Annotated in this window: 15 protein-coding genes and 1 tRNA gene; 9 read left to right on the forward strand and 7 right to left on the reverse strand. The window is 60.2% G+C overall.

From position 1 onward, the window contains the following. The first annotated feature begins 129 nt into the window (after positions 1–129). The 7 genes from FEV16_RS13585 to FEV16_RS13615 all read left to right on the forward strand — a co-directional run bounded on the left by FEV16_RS13585 (position 130) and on the right by FEV16_RS13615 (position 11,680). A complete protein-coding gene (locus tag FEV16_RS13585; protein ID WP_348639990.1) occupies positions 130–2,565 on the forward strand; it encodes a YfjI family protein in 2,436 nt (811 codons plus the stop codon). A 264-nt stretch (positions 2,566–2,829) separates the two neighbouring features. Next, a complete protein-coding gene (locus FEV16_RS17060) occupies positions 2,830–3,492 on the forward strand; it encodes an HGGxSTG domain-containing protein (protein ID WP_281404859.1) in 663 nt (220 codons plus the stop codon). A 113-nt stretch (positions 3,493–3,605) separates the two neighbouring features. Next, positions 3,606–4,538, forward strand: a complete 933-nt coding sequence (locus FEV16_RS17300; RefSeq protein WP_246657335.1) for a KTSC domain-containing protein — start codon at positions 3,606–3,608, stop codon at positions 4,536–4,538. Between the two features lie 863 nt (positions 4,539–5,401). Next, a complete protein-coding gene (locus FEV16_RS13600; protein ID WP_138168173.1) occupies positions 5,402–5,806 on the forward strand; it encodes a FixH family protein in 405 nt (134 codons plus the stop codon). A gap of 14 nt (positions 5,807–5,820) precedes the next feature. Beyond that, a complete protein-coding gene (locus tag FEV16_RS13605) occupies positions 5,821–7,065 on the forward strand; it encodes a TolC family protein (RefSeq protein WP_246657336.1) in 1,245 nt (414 codons plus the stop codon). Continuing rightward, complete coding sequence (locus tag FEV16_RS13610; RefSeq protein ID WP_138168174.1) at positions 7,062–8,483, forward strand: efflux RND transporter periplasmic adaptor subunit; 1,422 nt, start codon at positions 7,062–7,064, stop codon at positions 8,481–8,483. Before FEV16_RS13605 ends, FEV16_RS13610 begins: the two co-directional genes overlap by 4 nt. Continuing rightward, positions 8,480–11,680, forward strand: a complete 3,201-nt coding sequence (locus tag FEV16_RS13615; protein WP_138168175.1) for a CusA/CzcA family heavy metal efflux RND transporter — start codon at positions 8,480–8,482, stop codon at positions 11,678–11,680. Before FEV16_RS13610 ends, FEV16_RS13615 begins: the two co-directional genes overlap by 4 nt. 704 nt (positions 11,681–12,384) lie before the next feature. Here the strand turns inward: FEV16_RS13615 and FEV16_RS13620 are convergent. The 5 genes from FEV16_RS13620 to carB form a co-directional block, all read right to left on the reverse strand. After that, positions 12,385–13,254 (reverse strand): hypothetical protein, encoded by an 870-nt coding sequence (locus FEV16_RS13620; protein ID WP_138168176.1) that lies wholly within the window; start codon positions 13,252–13,254, stop codon positions 12,385–12,387. 1,188 nt (positions 13,255–14,442) lie between these two features. Further along, positions 14,443–14,518, reverse strand: a tRNA-Thr gene (locus FEV16_RS13630). Between the two features lie 86 nt (positions 14,519–14,604). After that, complete coding sequence (locus FEV16_RS13635) at positions 14,605–15,618, reverse strand: mitochondrial fission ELM1 family protein (RefSeq protein ID WP_138168178.1); 1,014 nt, start codon at positions 15,616–15,618, stop codon at positions 14,605–14,607. Next, positions 15,611–16,087 carry a transcription elongation factor GreA gene (greA, locus tag FEV16_RS13640; RefSeq protein WP_138168179.1) on the reverse strand — a complete coding sequence of 159 codons (477 nt, stop codon included), beginning with the start codon at positions 16,085–16,087 and terminating at the stop codon, positions 15,611–15,613. Before greA ends, FEV16_RS13635 begins: the two co-directional genes overlap by 8 nt. Before the next feature lie 164 nt (positions 16,088–16,251). Then, on the reverse strand, positions 16,252–19,590 hold the full coding sequence (carB, locus tag FEV16_RS13645) for a carbamoyl-phosphate synthase large subunit (RefSeq protein WP_138168180.1): 3,339 nt from the start codon (positions 19,588–19,590) through the stop codon (positions 16,252–16,254). A 418-nt stretch (positions 19,591–20,008) separates the two neighbouring features. Between carB and FEV16_RS13650 the strand changes: the two genes are divergently transcribed. Together FEV16_RS13650 and FEV16_RS13655 are read left to right on the forward strand one after the other, a co-directional pair. Further along, the gene (locus FEV16_RS13650) at positions 20,009–20,347 is read left to right on the forward strand and encodes a cytochrome c (RefSeq protein ID WP_246657337.1); all 339 of its coding nucleotides are present in this window, start codon (positions 20,009–20,011) and stop codon (positions 20,345–20,347) included. 2 nt (positions 20,348–20,349) lie between these two features. Next, positions 20,350–20,724: a GtrA family protein gene (locus FEV16_RS13655; RefSeq protein ID WP_138168181.1), complete on the forward strand. Its 375-nt coding sequence runs from the start codon at positions 20,350–20,352 to the stop codon at positions 20,722–20,724. Positions 20,725–20,887: 163 nt separating this feature from the next. Here FEV16_RS13655 and hemF read toward each other — a convergent pair whose 3' ends face one another. Together hemF and FEV16_RS13665 are read right to left on the reverse strand one after the other, a co-directional pair. Next, complete coding sequence (gene hemF, locus FEV16_RS13660) at positions 20,888–21,838, reverse strand: oxygen-dependent coproporphyrinogen oxidase (RefSeq protein WP_138168182.1); 951 nt, start codon at positions 21,836–21,838, stop codon at positions 20,888–20,890. A 63-nt stretch (positions 21,839–21,901) separates the two neighbouring features. Continuing rightward, positions 21,902–22,561 (reverse strand): rRNA methylase, encoded by a 660-nt coding sequence (locus FEV16_RS13665; protein WP_138168183.1) that lies wholly within the window; start codon positions 22,559–22,561, stop codon positions 21,902–21,904. Positions 22,562–22,643 lie beyond the last annotated feature (82 nt).

Here is a 22,643-nt window from a genome sequence, read left to right on the forward strand (position 1 = left end):
CCGATCATCAAAGCCTGGCCGCTTAAAGCTGCAAGGGGAGAGCTTCGCTGGGCAACGCGCGACCCAAACGTTGGTTTGCTGTGTGGAAGCGCCATACCCGCCGATGATGCGAGGCACCCGTGGCAGTCAGTGGTCGTCAAAGAAGGTGCATTTGCGCTCGACCTCGACCTCAACAAAAAGGCCAAAGAGGCTAAAGCGCCGACGCTGTCGGATGAGGAGCAAGGGGCCGCACGGCGCGCGATCGAAGGGGCCCCCATGATGCAGCGGCTGCTTAGCGGAGGACTGTTGCGCGAGCGCACGAGCGCCGCCAATTTCGTCCTCGCCTTGCGTAATGATGGCTCGATCTCAAACTCCCCCGCGTGGAAATTCTATCGCGATGGAAAGCCCGCGATCGAGATTGAACTTCTCGCAAGCGGGCGGCAGTTCGCAGCTTACGCAATCCATCCGAGTGGCGAGCCGTATCTGTGGGCTGACGGCCGCTCGCCCGAAACGGTGGCGTTGAGCGAACTGCCCCTTGTCAGCGCCGACGACTTGCGGAGGCTGCATGACGAGATTGCAGAAGCGCTCAGCCCTTTAGGGTTGATTGAAGCGCAAAACGGGCTTGCGGCGGGCGGGGATAAGGCTCCCCGTTCGACAAATCTGCTTGAAACTCTTGGCGCGCCGCCTGCTTACCTTCGCGATGCGACGACGTTGCCGTCTGTTCAAACGGGAGCAATCAGCCCTCGGACGCCGCCCGTCGAGACAATGCGCGCGATCCTTCTGCATTTGAATGCGCGAGACTGTTTCACGGAACGAAAAGGGGTCGAAAAGGGCGGGGACGGCCGCATCGTCAAAGTGGGATGGATTGATTGTGGAATGGCCTTGAAGTTAGCCTATGGCGACAAGGCGGGTTGCGACCTCTGGTCGCTCATACACGGAGACGATAACGCCCGCGCCAACGCGCCCGCGCAATGGGAGTCGTTCGCCTCCGAGCAGCGTCCGGGCCACGTTGCGGTCGCGACGCTTGTCAAAGCGGCAATCGACGCCGGTTTCGTCTTTCCCTCCGATGACACACAAATGAATACTTGTGTCAGTTTTGTCAGTGACCATAGTGCGCCCGTTTTCGCGTCGCACGGCCCCGCACCACAAGTCGAGTGGCCGGAGCCGATGGCTCTGCCCGAGGGGCTGTCGCCCGTCGCGACGTTCGATATTGCGTTCCTGCCTGAAAGCATCGGCCACTGGGTCGCAGACATCGCTGAACGGATGCAGTGCCCGCAAGATTTCGTCGGGGTTCCCGCGATCATCTCGCTCGGCGCTGTCATCGGTCGAAGAGTAGCGATCCGGCCGCAGCGCGAAAATGACTGGTGTGAGGTCCCGAATCTATGGGGGTGCATTGTTGGACGGCCGGGCACTTTGAAAAGCCCGGCGATGCAAGAGGCGCTCAAACTTATACATCGGTTGGACGCGATGGCGAACCAAGAGCACGAGGCAGCGATGAGGGCATATGCAAGCGCCGTCGAGAGTTACAAAAATCTCAAGGATGCGGCGAAGAATAGGCCGCACGACGCAGGGCCTCTCCTCAAACCACAAGAGCCCAAGGCCAGACGCTACGTCGTCAACGACACGTCGTATGAGGCGCTCGGCGAAATCCTCGCCGATAATCCGAACGGTGTGCTCGCCTTCCGTGACGAGCTGGTGTCGCTTCTGAAAACCCTCGATAGAGAGGAACACGCTGCTGCGCGCGGATTCTTCCTGACCGCATGGAATGGAACCAGTGGCTATACTTTCGATAGGATCATGCGTGGCAAAACACGCATCGACGCGGCATGTCTTTCGCTTCTTGGAGGCACGCAGCCCGGCCGGCTCGCTGAATACATGCGCCGAGCAATGTCGGGAGGGGCGGGCGACGACGGCCTTATACAGCGTTTCGGCTTACTCGTTTGGCCGGACCAAAGTCCTGAGTGGCGAGAGGTCGATCGCTATGCGAACACTGAACACAGGACCAGCGCGTGGGAGGCTATCTGTCGACTTCGCGATTTGACGGCGGACAAGATCAAAGCCGAAGCGGACACGTTTGAGTCTCTCCCGTTCCTGCGGTTCGACGATCGCGCATCAGGACTCTTCAAAGACTGGCGCGCCGATTTAGAGAAGCGGCTTCGTAGCGCGGACATGTCGCCAGCCCTTGAGAGTCACTTGGCGAAGTACCGCAAGCTCGTTCCGGCGCTGGCGCTTATCAATCACTTGTCCGATGGAGGGATAGGGCCAATTTCGCAAAGCGCCGTGTCTCGCGCCCTCCACTTCTCTAAATACCTCGAAACTCACGCGCGGCGCGCATATGGGGCGGGGATTGAAGCCGAGACAGCGGCGGCGAAGGTCATCCTCGCCCGCATCCGCAAGGGCGATCTGCGTGAGGGCTTCACGGCGCGAGACATACGGCGCAAGGAATGGTCTGGCTTGGCAGGTGCCGATCAAGTTAAAGCGGGACTCGATCTGCTCGCCGATTTCGGCTGGATCGCTCCGAGAATTATCCAGTCAATGGGTCGCCCAAGCACAACCTATTCGATTAATCCACGGGGGATGGCATGAGCTACCCCTCGTCGAAAATTGAAAATGCGCCTACCTGAGGAACTGACAAAACTGACGAAAGTATTCACTTTCCCACTAAATGCCACTTTTGTCAGTTTTGTCAGTGACCAAAGTAGCCGCAATCCGCGTTTTTGGCCTAAATGCCGGACAAGCGTTAAAGTGGTAGTTTGACGACACGATGAGGAGCGCGCCTTTTCTAATCTTCTTTCTCGCCAACCGCGTGAGGTATTATGATACCACATTCCAAGACGGTGGAACTGTCCTGTGCCTCTCTCGACACCCGAGATCCTCGCTGCGCTTTTCGACGCTGCTCCTAAACGCAAGGGTCGTATTGGTCGTCCGCCGTCAAAAAATAAAAGACCGCGCATCCGCGGAGGTCGTCGCAAGAGGTGTGACGCGCGTATTAAGCAAATCGTCTACGTCGACAAGAAAGGCATTCAACGGACCCGCGCCCCCAGATGCCGGCAATGGGCTATGGCCAACGGCCGCTGTCGAATGCACGGCGGCTTGTCCACCGGCTGGAAGACGGACGAGGGCGCCGAACGCGCGATCGCAGCGATGGTCGAAGGGCGCCGCAAATGGGTTGAGCAAAAGAAAACCGAGGGCGGAAAATTCTCCTGCGGCCGCAAGAGCGGCGGCGCGTGGATCACGTCGAGGATGCGCGAGAGGGCAGCCGCGGAAGCGAAGCGGCTCGGCTATGATCTCCCGCCCGACGCTCCGAGGTCGCTCATTCTGAAACTTTCGGGACTTGTAACGCAGCGCGAATGGCAAGCGCGACGAGAGCGACGCGCACAGAAATTTGAGCGGTTCGCCGCGGAGGACCGAGCGACGGCGATACGGCGCGCAAAGCGGAATGCGTCCCCTGAAGTCGAGATCATCACCTTCGAGGATGCGCGACGGATACTCGCCGAACAGTTTGACGATTGATCCGTAGATCGCGAAGCTCCCTCTCTGTCTGATTTTGCGGAAGCCTGGCTTCGCACCGGCGGATCCACTATACTCCTAGCCCCTTTTTGCGCGCATTCTTGTTGGAGTCATTCGTGGCTTTCGCGCTCCGAATTTCGACTGCGCTCTCGCTCTTTGCGGCTTTGATTCTGAGCGCCACAACTTCGCGCGCCACTGACTCTGGAGGCGGTTTTACGTTTTATGGCCGCGGAGGTAATTCTTGCGGCAAGTTTCTTAGCCAGATTTCGGATTACAACGAGTTAACACGTTTAGCTGCGCAGAATTCGTATTTGGCTTGGTTTGCCGGGTATCTCACCGCTAAGAACGAAGAGGCAGTCGGTGTTGACGATATTATCGCCGGGACGGATATGGATGGAGCATTCGCCTGGGTCCGAAACTACTGTGCTGAACATCCAACCGACAACTTTCGGAAAGCCGCCTATGAGCTAACGCGTTTTATGCTGAGAAAGCGTCGATCGGATATTGAGCCGGAGAATTCGAAACCGTCGCCGGGCAAGCTCGGCACATCCGAGAGAAGCGATCCTTGGACCGAAACTCGGCCCAAAACGGAAGTGTCTGTTGCGCCTGCGTCTGTGCAAGGTTCTGCTACCAAGAATAAGGAACCATCACTTCCCTCCGGCGGCCCTGGCGGCCCTAAGGATATGAGCGGGCTAAAACTCATTCCCGTACAGGGTAATCCGTTTCTGGAAGAAGTCGCCCCGTGGGAAAGAGCTGCTGCTCAAAAGGCGGCCGCAGCGGAAACCGTCGACGTGAAATATCGCGGCCCCGTAAACCTCGCGCCATTCAATTGCGACACGATCACGCGCAGCAGCTTCATTCAGCGCGTCTGCTATGACGCGAGCAACAGCTACATGCTCATCAGTCTTAACGGCACGTGGTATCACTACTGCGAGATCGACAAGGGCACGGTGGACGAACTTCTCTCCGCCGACTCGATGGGCCGCTACTTCAATGCTTCAATTAAAGGACGATTTGACTGCCGGACGCATCGCGTTCCAGCTTATTGACGCCTCGCGTTGGCCGGAGACCCTTCAACTTAAGCTCAGTAATAGCGGCATGAACTTTAGGCGGAGACTGAGGTCCGCGGCTTTACGGCTGGCCTTGACCGAAGCGCCGGCAAGCTCCTACGCAAAAGAGTGTCGGCTCCGCGGGAATTTCGCTCATGTCTCAGGAGGGGGAATTCACGTCGCGTTCGTCTGCTCGTGACCCATAGAAGACTTTTGGGGGCTGATTTTGGCTCCCTTAAGTCGAACATTGCGGTTCGCATCCCTGGGCCGGTAATCAAAAAACGGATTGGGGCGTGACGTCCGTCGTGGTAAGCTGCTGCCATCACGGTAGAAACGATGCTCCGCTGCCTTCGCCTTATTATCTCTGCGGTTATTCTCGCTACAGCTTTAGCTGGCGCGGGTGGAGCTTTTGCCGCGAAGATGAATCACCCATGCGTCGAAATGGGCATGGTTGATTGTCCCGCCCACCACGGCGATGATGGCGCAGCATTCCCCGTGTGCAGCGACATCCTGTGCGGGCCAAGTCAGGCGACGCTTCCGCAGTTTCAACCATTCGTTGATGCCGTTCTTTGGGCGTGCGCGCCGTCGCTAATTCCCTCCGACGACATTGAGCGCGGCGGATTGCGAAGCCCGCCGGCCCTCCGACCTCCTATCGTCTAACGTCGAAAGTCCAGTCGCTCGCAGATGCGCCGTTAGTCGCGGTTCATATGACCGCCGGCTGATTCGACGGGAGTTCGATATCGCGATCCAATTCCCGCGAAAACCCAGCATCGGCTGAGGCGGACGACGCTTTCAATCGGAACCGATCGACGCCGCGATTCGCGCGCCGACCAGACGAACTAGAGGGACATGGAGAGAGTCTGATGATTCTCGCGACTTTGGGCAAGGCGCGCTTATTCGCGCTGGTCGCGCTCGCCGCGTTGGGCGTGGCGCCGTTCGCTCGCGCCAACATCAACGATTACGAATTCACTCTTATCGAGAAGGAAATCAAGAAGGGTGACGCAATCGTCTCGGTGCGCCTTATTCACAAACCCGACGGCAAGCTTGTTCCTGACGCGGTAATATTCGCGACTCGGCTCGACATGGCGCCCGACGCTATGGAAATGATGACGACCGACATCGAACCTCTGCCGAGTACGGAGCGCGGGGTCTACCGATTTAAGACGGTTCTAACAATGGCCGGCAGGTGGCGGCTATCGTTGGCAGCCAAGCTGCAAGGCGAAAACGGCACGCTCGAAAGTAAGCTGATGCTGAAGGCTTTGCCATGAGGCCGGCGAGCCGAATGTGTCGGCTCGCTATGATCGGCGCAATCACGGCGTCGTCGTGGTTGTTTCAGGTCGAAGCGCAAGAGCGTCAAGTCGAGCGGCGTCAGCTGCCTGGCGCCTCCATCGAAAGCGTTGTCGCCCTTGCAAATCAGCTAAGCCCCGAACTGGCGGCGGCCGTGCTGGATGCCGATGCGGCAGCGCACAGAGTGGGCGCGGCTGGCGTCCTCGCCGATCCGACAGTCACGCTCCAAGCGTGGGACGTGAATGGGCGAGGCGTCGGCCAACGTTGGATCGGCTTCGAACAGGAGTTCAAACTTTGGGGCAAACTCGACCTGGAGCGCGGCGTCGCAGAGGCCGACGCCGAGGCTGCGAGGCATCAGAGCCGCGCCGTCGCCACAGATTTGATCGCACGCGTCAAGAGCGCTTATGCGCAATACGCAGCTGCGCATCGGGCAATTGACCTCTCGCTTGGATTGAAGCGCCGGCTCGATGAAATTCTCCGCTTGTTGCGCTTGCGGTATGGCGCAAGCTCCGTCGACCAGCAGGAAGTGATCAAGGCCGAGATCGAGGCGGCAACAGCTGAAACAGAGGTCGCGCGCCGTCAAGGCGAGGCAAAGTCGGCCGCCGCTCGCTTAAATGCATTGGTCGGTCGCGGCTCGCAAGAGCCGCTCGCTATTCCCAGAGGCTTTCGGCCGCTGAAGACAAGGCTGACGCTCACTAGCGTTCAGGAGCTCGCGAGAGTCGCCAATCCAGCCCTCGCCACGACTAGCGCGCAGGTCCGCGCGGCGACCGGGACTAAAGAGCTCACGGACCTGAATTACTACCCAAATGTTACCGTTGGAGCGACCTTTGTGCAGCGTCCCACAGGCGACAACACCGGGCAGTTCATGCTTGGGTTCAAAGTGCCGCTGCAATATGAGGCGAAGGACGCCGAACAGCGCGCCGCCAGCTCACGACTCGGCGCCGCGCAGATGCGCTATGACGCCATCCGAATCCGGCTCGACGGCGATGTCGCCGAAGCGTGGTATGGGCTGGAGGCCGTGCGCAAGGCGATCCGCATCGTCGAACAACGCCAGCTCAATCCGGCGCGACTGTCGGTAGAAACGGCGCGAAGCGGCTTTGCGGCCGGAACCGCCGATTTGGCGACATCTCTGGAAGCCGAACGACGACTGCGAGCGATCGAACTCGAAATCCTTAGGCTCAAAGTCGAAGAGCAAGTCCGATACGCCGAGCTTGAACGTTTGGCTGGAGGCTCTCTATGACCCGCCGTCACATCCTTATTCTTTTGGGCTTTGTCGTCGTCGCGGCTAGCCTCGCTTGGTTGGTCGCGGGACGTTTCAAATGGGTCACACCTTCAGAAACGCCGGGCGAGGCCGAGCCTAACATCTCGGGCAAAGCGCCCGCGTCGACAGGCCCGATCATTTATTACCGCGATCCCGACGGTCGCCCGGCTTATTCGCTCACGCCCAAAAAGACATCGGCTGGCAAGGATTATCTGCCAGTGCACGCGAGCGAGGACGTGAGTTTCGAAGACAAGCCGCCGCCCGCGCCCGCCGCAAGCGGCAAGCGGCGCGTGCGCTTCTATCGCAATCCGATGGGCCTGCCCGACACCTCGCCCGTTCCCAAGAAGGATTCGATGGGAATGGATTATATACCTGTCTACGAGGACGAGGCGGAGAACGGCTCGATCGTCACGATCGCTCCCGGCAAGCTGCAAAAAACAGGGGTTCGTTCCGAACCAGTCGAACGTCGGACGATGAGCGTTCCCGTGCGCGCAGCGGGCCGGATCGAATTTGACCCGCGCCGTATCTCGGTTGTTGCGCTTCGTTTCGAAGGTTTCATCGAATCGGTCGAGAAGTTCGCTGAAGGCGACTATGTCCGCAAAGGCCAGCCGCTATTCCGCGTATACGGACCGAACCTTTCGAGCGCAGCGGCCGAATATGTCGCCGTTCTAAACGCACGGCGCGGCGGCTCAATCGACGCTCAGCGCTTAGAGGGAGCCAAGCGACGGCTTGCCAATCTTGGTCTTGACGAAGGCACCATTTCGGCGATCGGGCGCGCCCGCAGCGTTCCGCGCACGATCAGTTGGCCGGCGCCTCAAGACGGGCACATCCTAGAGCGAACGGCGCTCAATGGCATGCGCGCGGCGCCGGGCGACACGCTGTTTCGCATCGTCGACCATTCGGTGGTCTGGGTGTTGGCTGACATCGCCGAGCGGGATATCGCCTTGATTGCGCCCGGACAAAAGGTCGACGTCCGGCCAAGAGCTTACCCGGATCGAACCTTCAAGGGGAAGGTCGCGCTGATCTATCCCCATCTCAACATGGAGACCCGCACGGCGCGCGTGAGGATCGAACTGCCGAACCCCGATGGGCTGTTGCGGGGAGATATGTACGCCGAGGTGGAGATCGCCGCCGGCGCCAATGAGAAGGCGCTTACCGTGCCCGAAAGCGCCGTCATCGACACCGGCAAGCGGCAAGTGGCGATTGTCGACAAGGGCGAAGGGCGTTTCGAGCCGCGCGAAATCAAGATCGGCCGACGCGGCGAAGGCTTCGTCGAAATCAAAAGCGGCCTGAACGAAAACGAACGCGTCGTCACGGCCGCGAACTTCCTCATCGACGCCGAGAGCAATCTCAAAGCGGCGTTGCGCGCGCTCGACCAAGGGGAGGCTGGCAAATGATCGGTCGTCTCATCGCATGGTCGGCGCGCAATCTTGTGCTCATATTCGTCGGCACGGCCTTTGCGATTGCGGCAGGCGTCTATGCTTTGCGAACGCTACCGCTCGACGCCATTCCCGATCTCTCCGACGTGCAGGCGATCGTCTATACCGAATATCCTGGCCAGGCGCCGCAAGTCGTCGAGGACCAGGTCACTTATCCGCTCACCAGTTCGATGTTGACCGTTCCGCGCTCTAAAGTGGTGCGCGGATTCTCGTTTTTCGGCGTATCCTTCGTCTACGTCATTTTCGACGACGGCGTGGATATTTACTGGGCGCGCTCGCGCGTGCTCGAATATTTGAGCGCTACCAGCAAGAAATTGCCGGCGGGCGTGACGCCTGTTCTAGGTCCCGACGCGACAGGCGTTGGGTGGGTCTATCAATACGCGCTCATCGCCAAGGAGATGACGCTCGCCGAATTGCGCTCGATTCAGGATTGGACGATTCGCTACGGCCTCGCCAAAGCGGAAGGCGTTGCAGAGGTGGCCAGCGTCGGCGGCTTTGTCAAGCAATATAACGTCATTGTCGATCCGAGCAGATTGCGTGCGCTCGGCATCCCGCTGTCGAAAGTGCGCAACGCCATTCGAGCGAGCAACGCCGATGTTGGCGGCCGCACGGTTGAATTGTCCGAGTTCGAATTTATCGTTCGCGGACGCGGCTATCTGCGCGGCGTGGGCGATCTCGAGAGTATCGTTCTTCGCGTCGAGAACGGGGCGCCGCTACTCCTCAAGGACGTCGCTCGTATCGAACTCGGTCCCGACGAACGGCGCGGCGTTACGGAGCTTAACGGCGAGGGCGAGGTCGCGAGCGGCATCGCGCTGCAACGTTATGGCGCCAATGCGCTCACAGTGATCGACAATGTCAAATCGACCCTTGCTCAGATGGCGACGAGCTTGCCCAAGGGCGTCGAAATCGTTTCGGTTTACGATCGCTCACAGCTTATTCACGCGGCCATCGAAACATTGAAGAGCACGCTTGTGGAGGAAAGCGTCATTGTCGCGCTCGTTTGTGTGGTTTTTCTTTTGCACATGCGCAGCGCTCTCGTCGCGATCATCATGTTGCCGGTCGGCATTTTGATGGCCTTTGCCGCGATGAAGGCGCTGGGACTCGGCTCGAACATCATGAGTTTGGGCGGGATCGCCATCGCGATCGGCGCAATGGTGGACGCCGCCATCGTCATGATCGAAAATGCACACAAGCATCTGGAGCGCGCGCATCCGGATAAGCGGCGCATCGAGATACTGATCGACGCCGCGACCGAGGTTGGTCCCGCGCTGTTCTTCAGCCTGTTGATCATTACGGTTTCGTTCCTACCGATCTTCACGCTCGAAGCGCAAGAAGGGCGCCTATTCAGCCCGCTCGCCTTCACGAAGACTTTCGCGATGGCGGCGGCGGCGCTCCTTTCCGTGACGCTCGTGCCGGCGCTGATGGTCGTATTCGTGCGCGGAAAAATCGTTCCCGAGGCAAGAAACCCAATCAATCGCGCGCTCATCTGGCTCTATCGGCCAATTATAAGTCTCGTGCTCCAAGCAAAGGTCGCCACGATTCTGTTGGCGTTGGGAGCGCTCGCGCTAACCATCATTCCGGCGCGCCAACTTGGTAGCGAATTCATGCCCGCTCTCAATGAGGGGGCGCTCCTCTACATGCCGACGACGCTGCCAGGACTCTCCGTCACAAAGGCCGCCGAACTCCTGCAAACGCAGGACCGCATCATCAAATCCTTTCCGGAGGTTCAGTCCGCCTATGGCAAGGCGGGACGCGCCTTGACAGCAACCGATCCGGCGCCGCTCGAAATGTCTGAGACCGTCATCCAGTTGAAGCCAAAGGATCAGTGGCGTTCCGGAATGACGATCGACAAGCTCATTGCGGAATTGGACGTGGCCCTGCAATTCCCAGGCGTGTCGAACGCTTGGACGATGCCGATCCGAAACAGGATCGACATGCTGGCGACCGGAATCAGAACGCCGATCGGCGTCAAGATTTTTGGCCGCGATTTGTCACAAATGGAAGAATTGGCGCGCCAAGTCGAGTCCGTCTTGAAGCGCGTGCCCGGAACATCGAGCGCCTACGCCGAACGCGTCATCGGCGGTTATTACCTCGATATTGTTCCCGACCGCGCGATGCTCGCGCGCTACGGCCTCATGATCGGCGACCTGCAGGAGGTTATCGCGACGGCGCTCGGCGGCGAGACCATAACCACGACGGTCGAGGGGCGTGAACGCTATGGCGTCAATATCCGTTATCCGCGCGACTTTCGCTCTAATCCGAGAGCGGTCGCGAGCGAAGTGCTAGTTCCTCTGCCGGGCGGTGGGACGGTTCCGCTCGGCGAGATTGCGAGGGTCGAACTCGTTCGTGGTCCAACCTCGATCCGCACCGAAAACGGCCAGCTCGCTGTCTACATCTTCGTCGATATCCGGGACCGCGATCTTGGCGGCTATGTCGCGGAAGCGCGCAAATTGGTCGCAGAAGCGATCGATTTCCCGCCGGGCTCTTATGTCACCTGGAGCGGCCAATTCGAATATCTGGAGCGCGCCGACGCGCGCATGCGGCTGGTCGTGCCCTTGACCCTGCTTATCATCTTTCTGCTGCTCTACCTGAATTTCCGCCGTTTGACCGAAACATTGATTGTCATGCTGTCGCTGCCCTTCGCGCTCGTCGGCGGCGTGTGGCTGATGTGGCTCTTGAACTTCAACATGTCGGTCGCGGTGGCGGTCGGCTTCATCGCGCTCGCCGGCGTCGCCGCCGAGACCGGCGTCGTCATGCTGATTTATCTCGATGCGGCGATGCGCGAGGTTGCGGCCAAGCGCGCGGCCGAAGGGAAGAGTTTCACTCGTGCCGATTTGCGAGAAGCGATTATGCTCGGCGCGGTCGAACGCGTGCGGCCGAAGATGATGACGGTTGTCGCGATCATGGCGGGACTCGTGCCGATCCTTTGGAGCACGGGCGCAGGATCAGAAGTTATGCAGCGCATCGCCGTTCCGATGATTGGCGGGATGGTGTCTTCGACGGCTCTGACGCTCGTCGTCATTCCGGCGATCTATGCGCTGATCAAGGGATTTGGGCTGTCTAAGAAAGGAGAGGTCAAACAGGAGTTGGCGGGAACTATCCGCGCAACTCCTAGAAGAGTGCAAAACAATCTGCACAGGAGGAAAGACCAATGACTAGATTCTGTATTGCCTTAGCGGCAATGCTAGCCTTGTCCATTCCCGTGATGGCGCAAGACATGGAGGAGCACGATCCGCAGACTCATGGGATGGTCCCTGGTGGACACGGGAGGCACATGCATCGGGATTGGAGCGCTCCAGGTCAGCACAGACATAACGTGTGCTGGCACCTCCATCATGGAAGATGGGTGTGGGTCTGTCGCTAATGGCGAGAGCTTGGTGACTTAACGGATGCGCAATACGAACTCGCGGATACCGTAGTCTCCGTCGGCGATCATGGAGCGGCCCGCAAGCGATTTGCTGTCGGGCCGTCTTCCATAGGCAGACGCAGGAGCGATGGAGATCCGGTGATAAGCGCCGCTCGTGATGGAATGCGAAGCCCCGGCTCGCAACATACTCGCCGCTCGGCCATACTGACGTTATTAGATAGCGCCCTCAAAAGTTTAGCCATTCGGGAAGACATTGCTGCGCGCTGCGCGAGCAAAAGGTCCGCTTCTGGCGCGAAGCAGTCATTGAAGCCATGACCGCTCCTGACCCTAAGCGGACATTCCGATCGCGCGCCCCGTCGATCATCAGAACTGCTCGGATTTTCCAACGCCCAGCCGCTTCGCTTTGGACTAGGCAATCTATTGCGGCGTTGGCACTAATGCTCGTTATGGAGCCTTGCAAAACCTCTACCTTTTGCAAGGCGCAACGCTCTCTCATCTGGCCCAATTAAATTCTCTGAGCAGAAACGCCACTAGCGAAACAGATAGCTCTCCATCTTCATCGGAGACGTCGCGAATATCGCGCCTTTCTCGTTCGGACGACTTTCCGCGCGGGTGCAGCCGATTAACAATTCTAGCGGCAGACATTACGCCCACGTGCGTTGCAGGAATCCTATTGATCAAACTTGCTAAATCTCCGTTCGAATCCACTCCGATGGTGTGAAGCCAAGCGGCAAGTGTGACACGGGTAAATTCGCGGCAAACATCTACTATAGGCACGGGCATATATTTGTGGACTGCATCGGCCACCTTCTCGAACCCATCTCGAATCTGTTTAGCGCTGTCTGGCGGCAGCGCACCTTCGTTCAGGTCGGGCAAAACTCCGAGAGCACTTATTGACTTGAGTGTGAACAGAGTTTCTCCGTTGAACAATCGCTCGGCGCTCAGAATATGCCACGCAGTATTGAAGCCGGGGTCGCCGAGAAAAATAGGCGGTCTCCCGTCCACTGCACCGCTTATGTTCTGTAAAGAATCATAGACTTCCATATCGTAATTTTGAGTGTCGACGGCGTGTGGTTTCGCATACGGATAGTGATTGACTCGATCAGCGTTCCAATGACGGCGATTTGGGCTCATTGCGACGTAAAAACGCCCCCGCCTTATCCGAGTCGTTGGATCAAATGAATCCTCGCGGAACAGCGGTGGCGTATTTGACGATGGGCCCTGAAGAATTCTTAATCCCGCTTGCCTGACCGGGTCTTGATCCACCATCACCCTTGAGAGGCACGGCATCGGATAGATCGCCTTCAGGAAATTGATGTTCCCTTCGTAGACTCGCTCGTTCTGGAATATAGCGAGAATCATTTCACCCTCTATGACGACTTTCGTTGCTCATGGGGCAAGCCTCGAAACCGTGCTCCGGTTGACGTTGAAACGCCGCGCCAAGTCGGCCTGCGTCGCGACCTTCGACGGCGTTTGCCCCGCTCGATGATTCCACGCACCGCTGCCGCGCCGCTCGTCACGTAAAGTTGCGAGCAAGCCGCGCATGGCGGGGCGCGGTCGCGCGAATGCCCGCCTCTATAACAGCGCCACATTGTCATTAACGCCGGACTCGCATAAAGCCCATTATGGGACCCGAACGAAGGTCTGGAAATGGCGCTAAGCGCGCAATCCAAGCGCTCGTTCCGTCCAGGGCTATAATTCTTTTGGGCCACCATCCCTGTTCGGATCGTGAACGGCAACGAATCGTCCGTGAGCGTGGGACGGGCGGTTGCGCAGTCTTCCACGCGCGCTAAAAATTACCGAGATTGTGACGCATCGCGTAGCCCTTGATGTCTGTGGCGGCAAATCGAAGTGGCCGAATTTCATTTTTGGCCGCGTTTTTCGGAGGCAAGCCTAGAAAAAACGAAGTTTAACCCCGACGGATGGGACCCAAATCCCGAGTTAGTCTCGGCGCGCTACGATCGCACGCGCTTCTGTTGACCGACGTTGTGTCTGCACGCTTGCAGCGCCACGCTCCACTCGACCAGCATCACGCTCGTCCGCTTTCTCGCTCCCGCTCGGCTGTCGATAGGCCAATGCCGCATGGCAGGCGCAATAGGGACGTTGCTTGCCCGACGGCGCGGTAATGACAGGCTCGCCGCAATATAAGAAGACGCCGCGCTCGATCTCGGGCGAGAGCGGCCATCGACACACGTCGTCGTGAAGCTCCTCGATTGTGAGCATGGGCGATTGTCTGGCTGGGGCGGCGGCCGTCGGCACGCGTCGCGCAAAATTAATCGTGCCGCTGCGACAAGGCGGCGAGCGGTCAAACGATCACGTCGGGGCAGCGCAGTGACGAGCGCCAGTCGTGCAACGGCTTACGGCCAGTCAGTCGAGGGCGGCCGGTTACGCCGGCAAGGCGAGAGGGCGCGTAACGTGCGCTATGCGATGCAGGGGAGGTAGCGCGCGATGACCCACGAAGCCAGAGCGTCGTGGCGTCAACCGTGGCGATACACGCCGCTTAAACGCATCGCAGGCTTCGATTTTCTCAATGTAAGCTATTGTTTTTATTGGTGCCGCAAGAGGGATTCGAACCCCCGACCCCATCATTACGAATGATGTGCTCTACCAGCTGAGCTATTGCGGCGATTGGCGGACGCTCTCAGGGCGTGCGGCGGGTCACTCTTATCGGCGCGCGCCGGCTTTTTCAAGCAGCCTCGCGGGTCTTCGCAATTAAGGGCGCGAAACGGCAAAGCGCATATAGGCGCGGGCGACGGCGCGCGCGATGTCGGGCGTCGCATTGAACGGCGCGCGGCGCCAGTCCTCAAGCTCGCCGCTCCAGATGCGGATGGCGCCGGCGTCGCGCAAGGCGGCGAGATAGGCTTCGATCTTGTTTCGGCGTCCCGGCGGCGGGACGACATAGACCGGCGCAGCGGTCGCGACCGCTTCTCCCACCATATTGACGCTGTCGCCCGTGACGATGATCGCCTCGGCGTTCGCCAACATCGAGACATATGGATTTTCTCCGGCGCTGTCCCACAGGAACCCGCCCGGCGCGGCGAGCGCCAACGCCAGCGCGTCGCGCAAAGCGGCCGGCGTGCGGCGCGAGGCCGTCGCCATGACGGAACGCCCGGCCGCAAGAAGCGACGCCGCGATCTGTGCGAGCTCCGCAATCTCTTTCGCGCCATAGGCGCCATGCCGGCTGTCGCCGCCGACGAGCAGCGCCACGCGCGGGCAGGGCAGCGCGGCGAGGCGGAGATCGGGCGCCGCGCGCGCCGCGGCGAGCCGCTCGGGCGTCATGCGATTCGCTGGCGTGAGCGGCGATAAGACATTCTCGCCGCGAATGCCGTCATGGCGGGGCGCGACGATCAGATCGGCGACGCCGTGCCCATTCGCGGGCTTGTTCACATAGACCGTGAAGGTTCGCTCGCCGGACTCGCGTTTCAATCGCTTGAGCGCAGGAATCGTCCGCCGTCCCGCGGCAATGGCGATGTCTGGGTAGGGCGGGCCGTATGCGAACGCGTCAAGCGGATCGGCCGGCGCGAAAGGGGCAAGCGCGGCATAGAGGACGCGGGACGCGACGTGGCGAATGTCAGGCGTCAGGCCCAGCGCTTCGGCGATGCCGAGCGTTTGCGCTTCATGTCCGGCGCGGCCGTCGGAGAGAACGCGGATCGTCGTGAGCGGAGGAACGCTCCCTCCCCAACCCTCCCCCGCTTCGCGGGAGAGGGAGTAATCGACGTCAACCAAAGGCGACCTTCAAGATCTCGTAGCTCTTGCCGCCGCCCGGCGTCGTCACCTCGACGGTGTCGCCGACCGTCTTGCCGATCAGCGCGCGGGCGATGGGGCTTGTGATCGAAACCCGGCCGCTCTTCACATCTGCCTCGGTCTCGCCGACGATCTGATAGGCCTTCTCCTCCTCGGTGTCCTCATCGACGACCGTGACGGTCGCGCCGAATTTGATCGTCGAGCCGTTGAGCTTCGACACGTCGATCACCTCGGCGCGCGACAGCTTGTCCTCGAGTTCGGCGATGCGGCCTTCGTTGAGCGACTGCGCCTCCTTGGCGGCGTGATATTCGGCGTTTTCCGAAAGGTCGCCATGGGCGCGCGCTTCAGCGATCTGCTGAATGATGCGCGGACGGTCTTCCTGCTGCCTACGTCGCAATTCTTCTGTGAGCGCGGCGTAGCCGCCGGCGGTCATGGGCACCTTGTCCACCATTGCTCTCGCTTTCTCGCCTTTCTTAAGTTTCGCCCTCGTGCGGCGCATCGGCGGCGTGGTCAGCGCGCCGCCAAGTCATCTTCGCACTGCATTAAAGCTTAAGCCGTCCAATCGAGGCCAAAGGTTAACGCATCCGCCGATTGCGTCGCGAAACTCTCCAATTTTCACTTGGTCGCATTCGGCGGAAAATAATCCTGCAGCGCCCGGACCTTAAGGTCCCCCGACACATAGGCGCGTATCCCCTGGGCCGCCGCGACCGCTCCCGCCAGGGTCGTATAATAGGGAACCTTATGCAGAAGCGCGGCGCGGCGCAAGGAGCGCGAGTCCGCGAGCGCCTGCGCCCCCTCAGTCGTATTGAAAACAAGCGCGATCGAGCCGTTTTTGATAGCGTCGACGATATGTGGCCGCCCTTCCGAGACCTTGTTCAGTTTTTGGGCGGCGATTCCGCGCTCGACGAGATAGCGCGCCGTGCCGCCAGTGGCGACGACCGAGAAGCCGACTTCCTTCAACAGGCGGACCGCGGGGATGATGCGGCCCTTGTCCGCGTCCCTGACGGACACGAAAACGACGCCCTGGCGCGGCGCCTTTGTGCCGCCACCAAGCTGACTCTTGACGAATGCGGCGTCAAAGGAGCTGTCGAGTCCCATGACTTCGCCGGTCGAGCGCATTTCGGGGCCAAGGACAGTGTCGACGCCCGGAAAACGCGCGAAGGGGAAGACGGCTTCCTTCACCCCGACATGCTCCGGCCTTGTCTGAAGCGGATCAAAGTCGGCGAGCTTCGCGCCCGCCATGATCTGAGCCGCGATCTTCGCGATCGGCCTGCCAATGACCTTGGCGACGAAGGGCACGGTGCGAGACGCGCGAGGATTGACTTCGAGCACGTAAATCTCGCCGTCCTTGAGCGCGAACTGAACATTCATCAGGCCGACCACTCCGAGCGCCCTAGCGAGACTTGTCGTCTGCGCCTCGAGCCCCGCGATCGTCTCGGGCGCGAGCGACCGCGGCGGCAGGGAGCAGGCTGAATCGCCCGAATGGATGCCCGCCTCTTCGATATGTTCCATGACGCCTGCGATCACGGCGTCGTCGCCGTCGGCGAGGCAGTCCACGTCAACCTCGATCGCGTCGGTCAGATAGCGGTCGAAGAGCAGCGGATTTTTGCCGAGCACTGTGTTGATCTGCCCGGTCTTGTCGTTCGGGTAACGCGCCTTGATCTCCGACGGTACAAGGCTCGGCAGCGTGCCAAGGAGATAATCATCGAGATCGCTTTGGTCGCGGATGATCGCCATGGCGCGGCCGCCAAGCACATAGCTTGGACGCACCACGAGGGGCAGTCCGAGTTCCTGCACGACGATGCGCGACTGCTCCACTGAATAGGCGATGCCATTCTTGGGTTGTTTCAGCCCGAGCTTGTCGAGAAGCCGCTTGAAGCGATCGCGGTCCTCGGCGAGGTCGATTGAATCGACCGGCGTGCCGAGAATCGGCGCGCCAGCCTGCTCGAGGCCATGTGCAAGCTTCAGCGGCGTTTGCCCGCCATACTGCACGATGACGCCGACGAGCTGGCCGTTCGACTTTTCGACGTCGAGAATTTCGGCGACGTCTTCATTCGTCAGCGGTTCGAAATAGAGTCGGTCGGAGGTGTCGTAATCGGTCGACACCGTCTCCGGATTGCAATTGATCATGATCGTTTCAAAGCCGGCTTCGGCGAGCGCGAAGCAGGCGTGACAGCAGCAATAGTCGAATTCGATGCCTTGTCCGATGCGGTTCGGTCCGCCGCCTAAGATGACGATCTTTTTCCTGTCGGATGGATGCGCCTCATTCGCGGAAACGCCGATGAACGGCGCCTCATAAGTTGAATACATATAGGCTGTGGGCGAGGCGAATTCCGCCGCGCAAGTATCGATACGCTTGTAGACGGGACGCACGCCGAGACGATGGCGCATCTCGCGCAGGGCTTCTTCTTCGACGCCGGCGAGCGTCGCGAGACGGCAATCGGAGAAGCCGGCGAATTTGAGCTTACGTAGATTTTCGGCGTCTTCCGGCAGGCCGTATGTCTTCACCTTGCTTTCAAGCGCGATGATTTCGGCGATGCGCTCGATAAACCAGATGTCGATGTTGCTTGCCTCGTGAATGGCTTCGGTGGTCATGCCGAGCCGCAGCGCCTGGCCAACGACGAGCAGCCGGTCGGGGGTTGGCGTGCCGAGCGCGCCGCGCAGCACATTCATGTCGTCGCCCTTGCCGAGGCCGTCGATCTCGATCTCGTCAAGGCCGGACAGGCCGGTCTCCAGAGAGCGCAACGCCTTTTGTAGCGACTCGGCGAAATTCCGGCCGATCGCCATGGCTTCGCCGACCGACTTCATGGCGGTCGTCAATATCGGCTCCGAGCCCGGAAATTTCTCGAAGGCGAAACGCGGAATCTTGGTGACGATATAATCGATCGTCGGCTCGAATGAAGCCGGCGTCGCGCCACCGGTAATATCGTTGGCGATCTCGTCGAGCGTGTAGCCGACCGCGAGCCGCGCCGCGACCTTGGCGATCGGAAAGCCGGTCGCCTTTGACGCCAACGCCGACGAGCGCGACACGCGCGGATTCATCTCGATGACGATCATCCGGCCGTTTGCGGGATTGACCGCGAATTGCACGTTCGAGCCGCCGGTTTCGACGCCAATCTCGCGCAACACCGCGATCGAGGCGTCGCGCATGATCTGGTATTCCTTATCGGTTAGCGTCAACGCCGGCGCGACGGTGATGCTGTCGCCGGTATGCACGCCCATCGGATCGACGTTCTCGATCGAGCAGATGATGATGCAATTGTCCGCCTTGTCGCGGACGACTTCCATCTCGTATTCCTTCCAGCCGAGAACGCTTTCTTCGACCAACACTTCGTTCGTCGGCGAGGCGTCGATGCCACGTTCGACGATCTCGATGAACTCCGCCTTGTTATAGGCGATGCCGCCGCCGGTTCCGCCGAGCGTAAATGAGGGGCGGATGATCGCCGGAAGGCCGATGTCGTCGAGCGCGTCGAGCGCCGTGGCGAGCGTCTTGACGTGATGCGATCGCGGCGTTTCGAGGCCGATCTTGGTCATCGCCTCGCGAAACAATTCGCGATCCTCGGCCTTGTCGATCGCGTGGGCGGTCGCGCCGATCATCTCGATGTCGAACTCTTTCAGCACGCCCATTTTTTCCAGACTGAGGGCGCAATTGAGCGCGGTCTGGCCGCCCATCGTCGGCAGCAGCGCGAAGCCGCCCGGCGCGGCATAGCGCTCCTTCTCAATGATCTTGGCGACGATGTCCGGGGTGATCGGCTCGATATAGGTGCGGTCGGCCATGTCCGGATCGGTCATGATCGTCGCCGGATTGGAGTTGACGAGAACGATCCGATAGCCTTCCGCTTTAAGCGCCTTGCAGGCCTGTGTGCCTGAGTAATCGAATTCGCACGCCTGGCCGATGACGATTGGACCGGCGCCGATGATCATAATCGTGGAAATGTCGGTTCTTTTCGGCATGCCGCCTCAGTTTTCATCCGCTCGTCAGCGTTATCCTCGCCTCATGCCGAGGAGCGCCGTAAGGCGCGTCTCGAAGCACGAGGGCGTAGCTATGTTCGGCGCTTTCCTCGTCCTTCGAGGCGGCGGCTGGGCCGCCTCCTCAGGATGAGGAAACCTCTCTTCCGTCTCGGCCGCCCTGCGCGGGAGGGCGAGCGCGCATAAAAAAGGGCCGCGATTCCGGCCCCTGGACCGGAACGCGTCCCCAACTTGCCCGTCATTTCGTCGGCGGACCGGTGATGCGGGCGGCGAGCGGGGCGCGCCCGGCTCGAAAGTCGCCGATTGTCTAGACGAGAATGACGGTCATGTGAAGAGGCGCGGGGAGGGTGGGGATAGGCGCCTCCCAGCGGCGGAATCGCGGCGCGGCGCGGCGAATTGCGGTATGATCGCGGTTCCTCGTCCTCTCCAAATCACGCCCATGCGGATTGCGGCCTTCTTCCTTTTCTCGATGTTGCTTCTCGTCCCGGGCGCAGAGTCTGCGTGGGCGGGGGATCTTTCCGAAGTTCTAACGCAATGCGCTGCCTGCCACGGCGTCGATGGGATTGCGAAAAGCGCCGACGTTCCGCATCTCGCAGGACAGCAGGAGCTTTATCTCTTCAATCAGATCAAGGCCTTTCGCTCCGGCGGCCGGCCGCACAAGGAGATGCGCTACATGAGTCGTCGACTCTCCGAGGCCGAGATGCGGGAAATCGCGCGCCATTACGCCGCGATGCCGCGCTGAGCATGTCGACGACGCGCCAGCTGGCGACTTACGCTTCGGTCGGCGTCGGCGCGACGCTCGCGCATTACGCGGTTCTCATCGCATTGGTTGAAGCCGGGGGGTGGCGCGCGGTGCCGGCGACGCTTTGTGGTTATGTGGTCGGCGGCGTCGTGGCTTATCTCTTGAACCGACGTCATACCTTTGCGAGCGACCGGCCGCATGCTGAAGCGACGTGGCGCTTTGCGCTCGTCGCTTTCGTCGGCTTCTGCGTCACTTTTGTGTTGATGAGCCTTTTCGTCGACCGCTGGGGAGCGCCCTATCTGCCGGCGCAGATGGTCACGACCGTGCTGGCGATGTTCGTGACCTTCGTGCTCAATCGGCGATGGACCTTTGGTTGAAACTTCCCCCGCGGCATGGCCGGGCTTTCGCGCGTCATGCCCGCGCTCGTCGCGGGCATGACGCCAAGACATCGTAATGATTAATGAAGGATTGCGAGCGCCGGATCGCAGTGGATGGCCGGCACAAGCCTGGCCATGACGTGGCTGTAATTCGCTGTGCGCGCTATGGCCACTTCACCAGAGGCGGCATGGAGGAGAGGATCGAGTCGACATTGCCGCCGGTCTTCAATCCGAAGATTGTGCCGCGGTCATAGAGCAGATTATATTCGACATAGCGGCCGCGTCGCACGAGCTGTTCGTCGCGTTGCGATTCGCTCCATGACTTGGCGAAGTTACGCCGCACCAGTTCGGGATAAATGTCGATGAAGCTTTCGCCGACGTCGCGGGTGAAGGCGAAATCTTCATCCCAAGCGGAATTTCTTTCGTCTCCCGCGCTGTTGAAATAATCATAGAAAATGCCGCCGATGCCGCGCGGCTCATTGCGATGAGCGAGAAAGAAATATTCATCGCACCATTGCTTGAAGCGCGCGTAGTCGGCGACCTTATGGCGCTTGCAGGCGTCGCGCATCGCCGCGTGAAAGGCGATCGTGTCTGGATCGTCCTGCGTGCGGCGCGCGTCGAGCACCGGCGTCAGATCTGCGCCGCCGCCAAACCACGCTTTCGTCGTCACGACGAAGCGCGTGTTCATATGCACGGCTGGAACGTTTGGGTTCCAGGGATGCGCGATGAGCGAAATGCCGGTCGCGAAAAATCGAGGGTCTTCCGCGGCGCCGGGAATCTGCTTGGCGAATTCGGGCGCGAAGGTTCCAAACACTGTCGAGCAATGCACGCCGGCCTTTTCGAACACGCGGCCTCTGATCATGCCCATACGTCCGCCGCCGCCCGGCGCGCCGCCGATGTTTCGAGCGGCGCTTCCTAAAGTCGCGCCGCTGTGATCCGTTCGACTCCACGAAGTGAGAACAAACCGCCCAGGCGCATCGGCGTCAGGCGCGAATGGTCCGGGCGCCTCGTCCTCCAGCCCTTCGAAGGCGGCGATGATGCGCGACTGCAGAGATTCGAACCAGGCGCGCGCGGCGTCCTTACGGGCTTCGAGCTGATCGGGCGCGGCGTTCATCGACGTCTCCTTGTCGCCGCTTCAATCCCGCCGGCGCCGCGCCTTGTCAATTCAGCAGGACGTCTATCGCGCCATATCAGCGACCTTCGTGTCGCGCCGCACGGCTGGCGCAGTCGCCGCCGCGAAGCCGGCGCGCAGGAACTGCACAAGAGCGGTCTTGACGTTTCTGCCCCGCTCGGTGAGCTCGGTGACATAGCAGGAGCGCGGCTCGCCATTTCGCCAATCATGGTTCCTGGCTTTCGCCTGGCGCATGTCTTCGAGCACCTGCGCTTTGATCTCGCGCGAGTCCTTCATCGTGATGAGCCCGTCGGCGGATAAATGCCGATCCGAATTGTAATCTTCGATCATTTTCTGATCGGCGAACTCGAAGTCGCACAGCTTTCCCTGGTCGCCAACATAGAGAAGCCGCTCCACCCAGTTCGCGCGGAGCGACCGGATGTCGTCGGGCAGCATGTCCTTCATTTCCGCTGGCAGAGCCTGATAGATCGGGGTCGATTCCGCGATTTGATCGACCTTGAACGCCGCCTTCACATTGAACCCTTCAAAGCTCTCGATTTGCGTGAGTTTCACGAAGATCTTGCCTACAGCGCCGCGCGCCTCGGCGAAATTGGTCACGAGCGCATAGAGGCCGACGCCAAGAAGTGCGGTCAACAGCGCCGCATTAAAGGATTTGAGCAGCCGCTCCCAAAGCATGAGCGAAAAGCGAATTGTCTGGTGGGTCATATCGCCCTCCCTAAAAATCAATGAATATCGCCTTTATATGCGGCGACGATCGCAGACTAAAAGGGGTCGTTTCGTAACGCGC

Source organism: Methylocystis sp. B8 (assembly GCF_005771425.1).
Classification (GTDB): Bacteria; Pseudomonadota; Alphaproteobacteria; order Rhizobiales; family Beijerinckiaceae; genus Methylocystis.

Excerpts from the sequence above, each read along its gene's own strand:
- FEV16_RS13600 (WP_138168173.1), top strand. The coding sequence starts at position 5,402 with ATGATTCTCGCGACTTTGGGCAAGGCGCGCTTATTCGCGCTGGTCGCG.
- FEV16_RS13605 (WP_246657336.1), top strand. The coding sequence starts at position 5,821 with ATGTGTCGGCTCGCTATGATCGGCGCAATCACGGCGTCGTCGTGGTTG.
- FEV16_RS13610 (WP_138168174.1), top strand. The coding sequence starts at position 7,062 with ATGACCCGCCGTCACATCCTTATTCTTTTGGGCTTTGTCGTCGTCGCG.
- FEV16_RS13615 (WP_138168175.1), top strand. The coding sequence starts at position 8,480 with ATGATCGGTCGTCTCATCGCATGGTCGGCGCGCAATCTTGTGCTCATA.
- FEV16_RS13620 (WP_138168176.1), bottom strand. The coding sequence starts at position 13,254 with ATGATTCTCGCTATATTCCAGAACGAGCGAGTCTACGAAGGGAACATC.
- greA (WP_138168179.1), bottom strand. The coding sequence starts at position 16,087 with ATGGTGGACAAGGTGCCCATGACCGCCGGCGGCTACGCCGCGCTCACA.
- carB (WP_138168180.1), bottom strand. The coding sequence starts at position 19,590 with ATGCCGAAAAGAACCGACATTTCCACGATTATGATCATCGGCGCCGGT.
- FEV16_RS13650 (WP_246657337.1), top strand. The coding sequence starts at position 20,009 with ATGATCGCGGTTCCTCGTCCTCTCCAAATCACGCCCATGCGGATTGCG.
- FEV16_RS13655 (WP_138168181.1), top strand. The coding sequence starts at position 20,350 with ATGTCGACGACGCGCCAGCTGGCGACTTACGCTTCGGTCGGCGTCGGC.
- hemF (WP_138168182.1), bottom strand. The coding sequence starts at position 21,838 with ATGAACGCCGCGCCCGATCAGCTCGAAGCCCGTAAGGACGCCGCGCGC.
- FEV16_RS13665 (WP_138168183.1), bottom strand. The coding sequence starts at position 22,561 with ATGACCCACCAGACAATTCGCTTTTCGCTCATGCTTTGGGAGCGGCTG.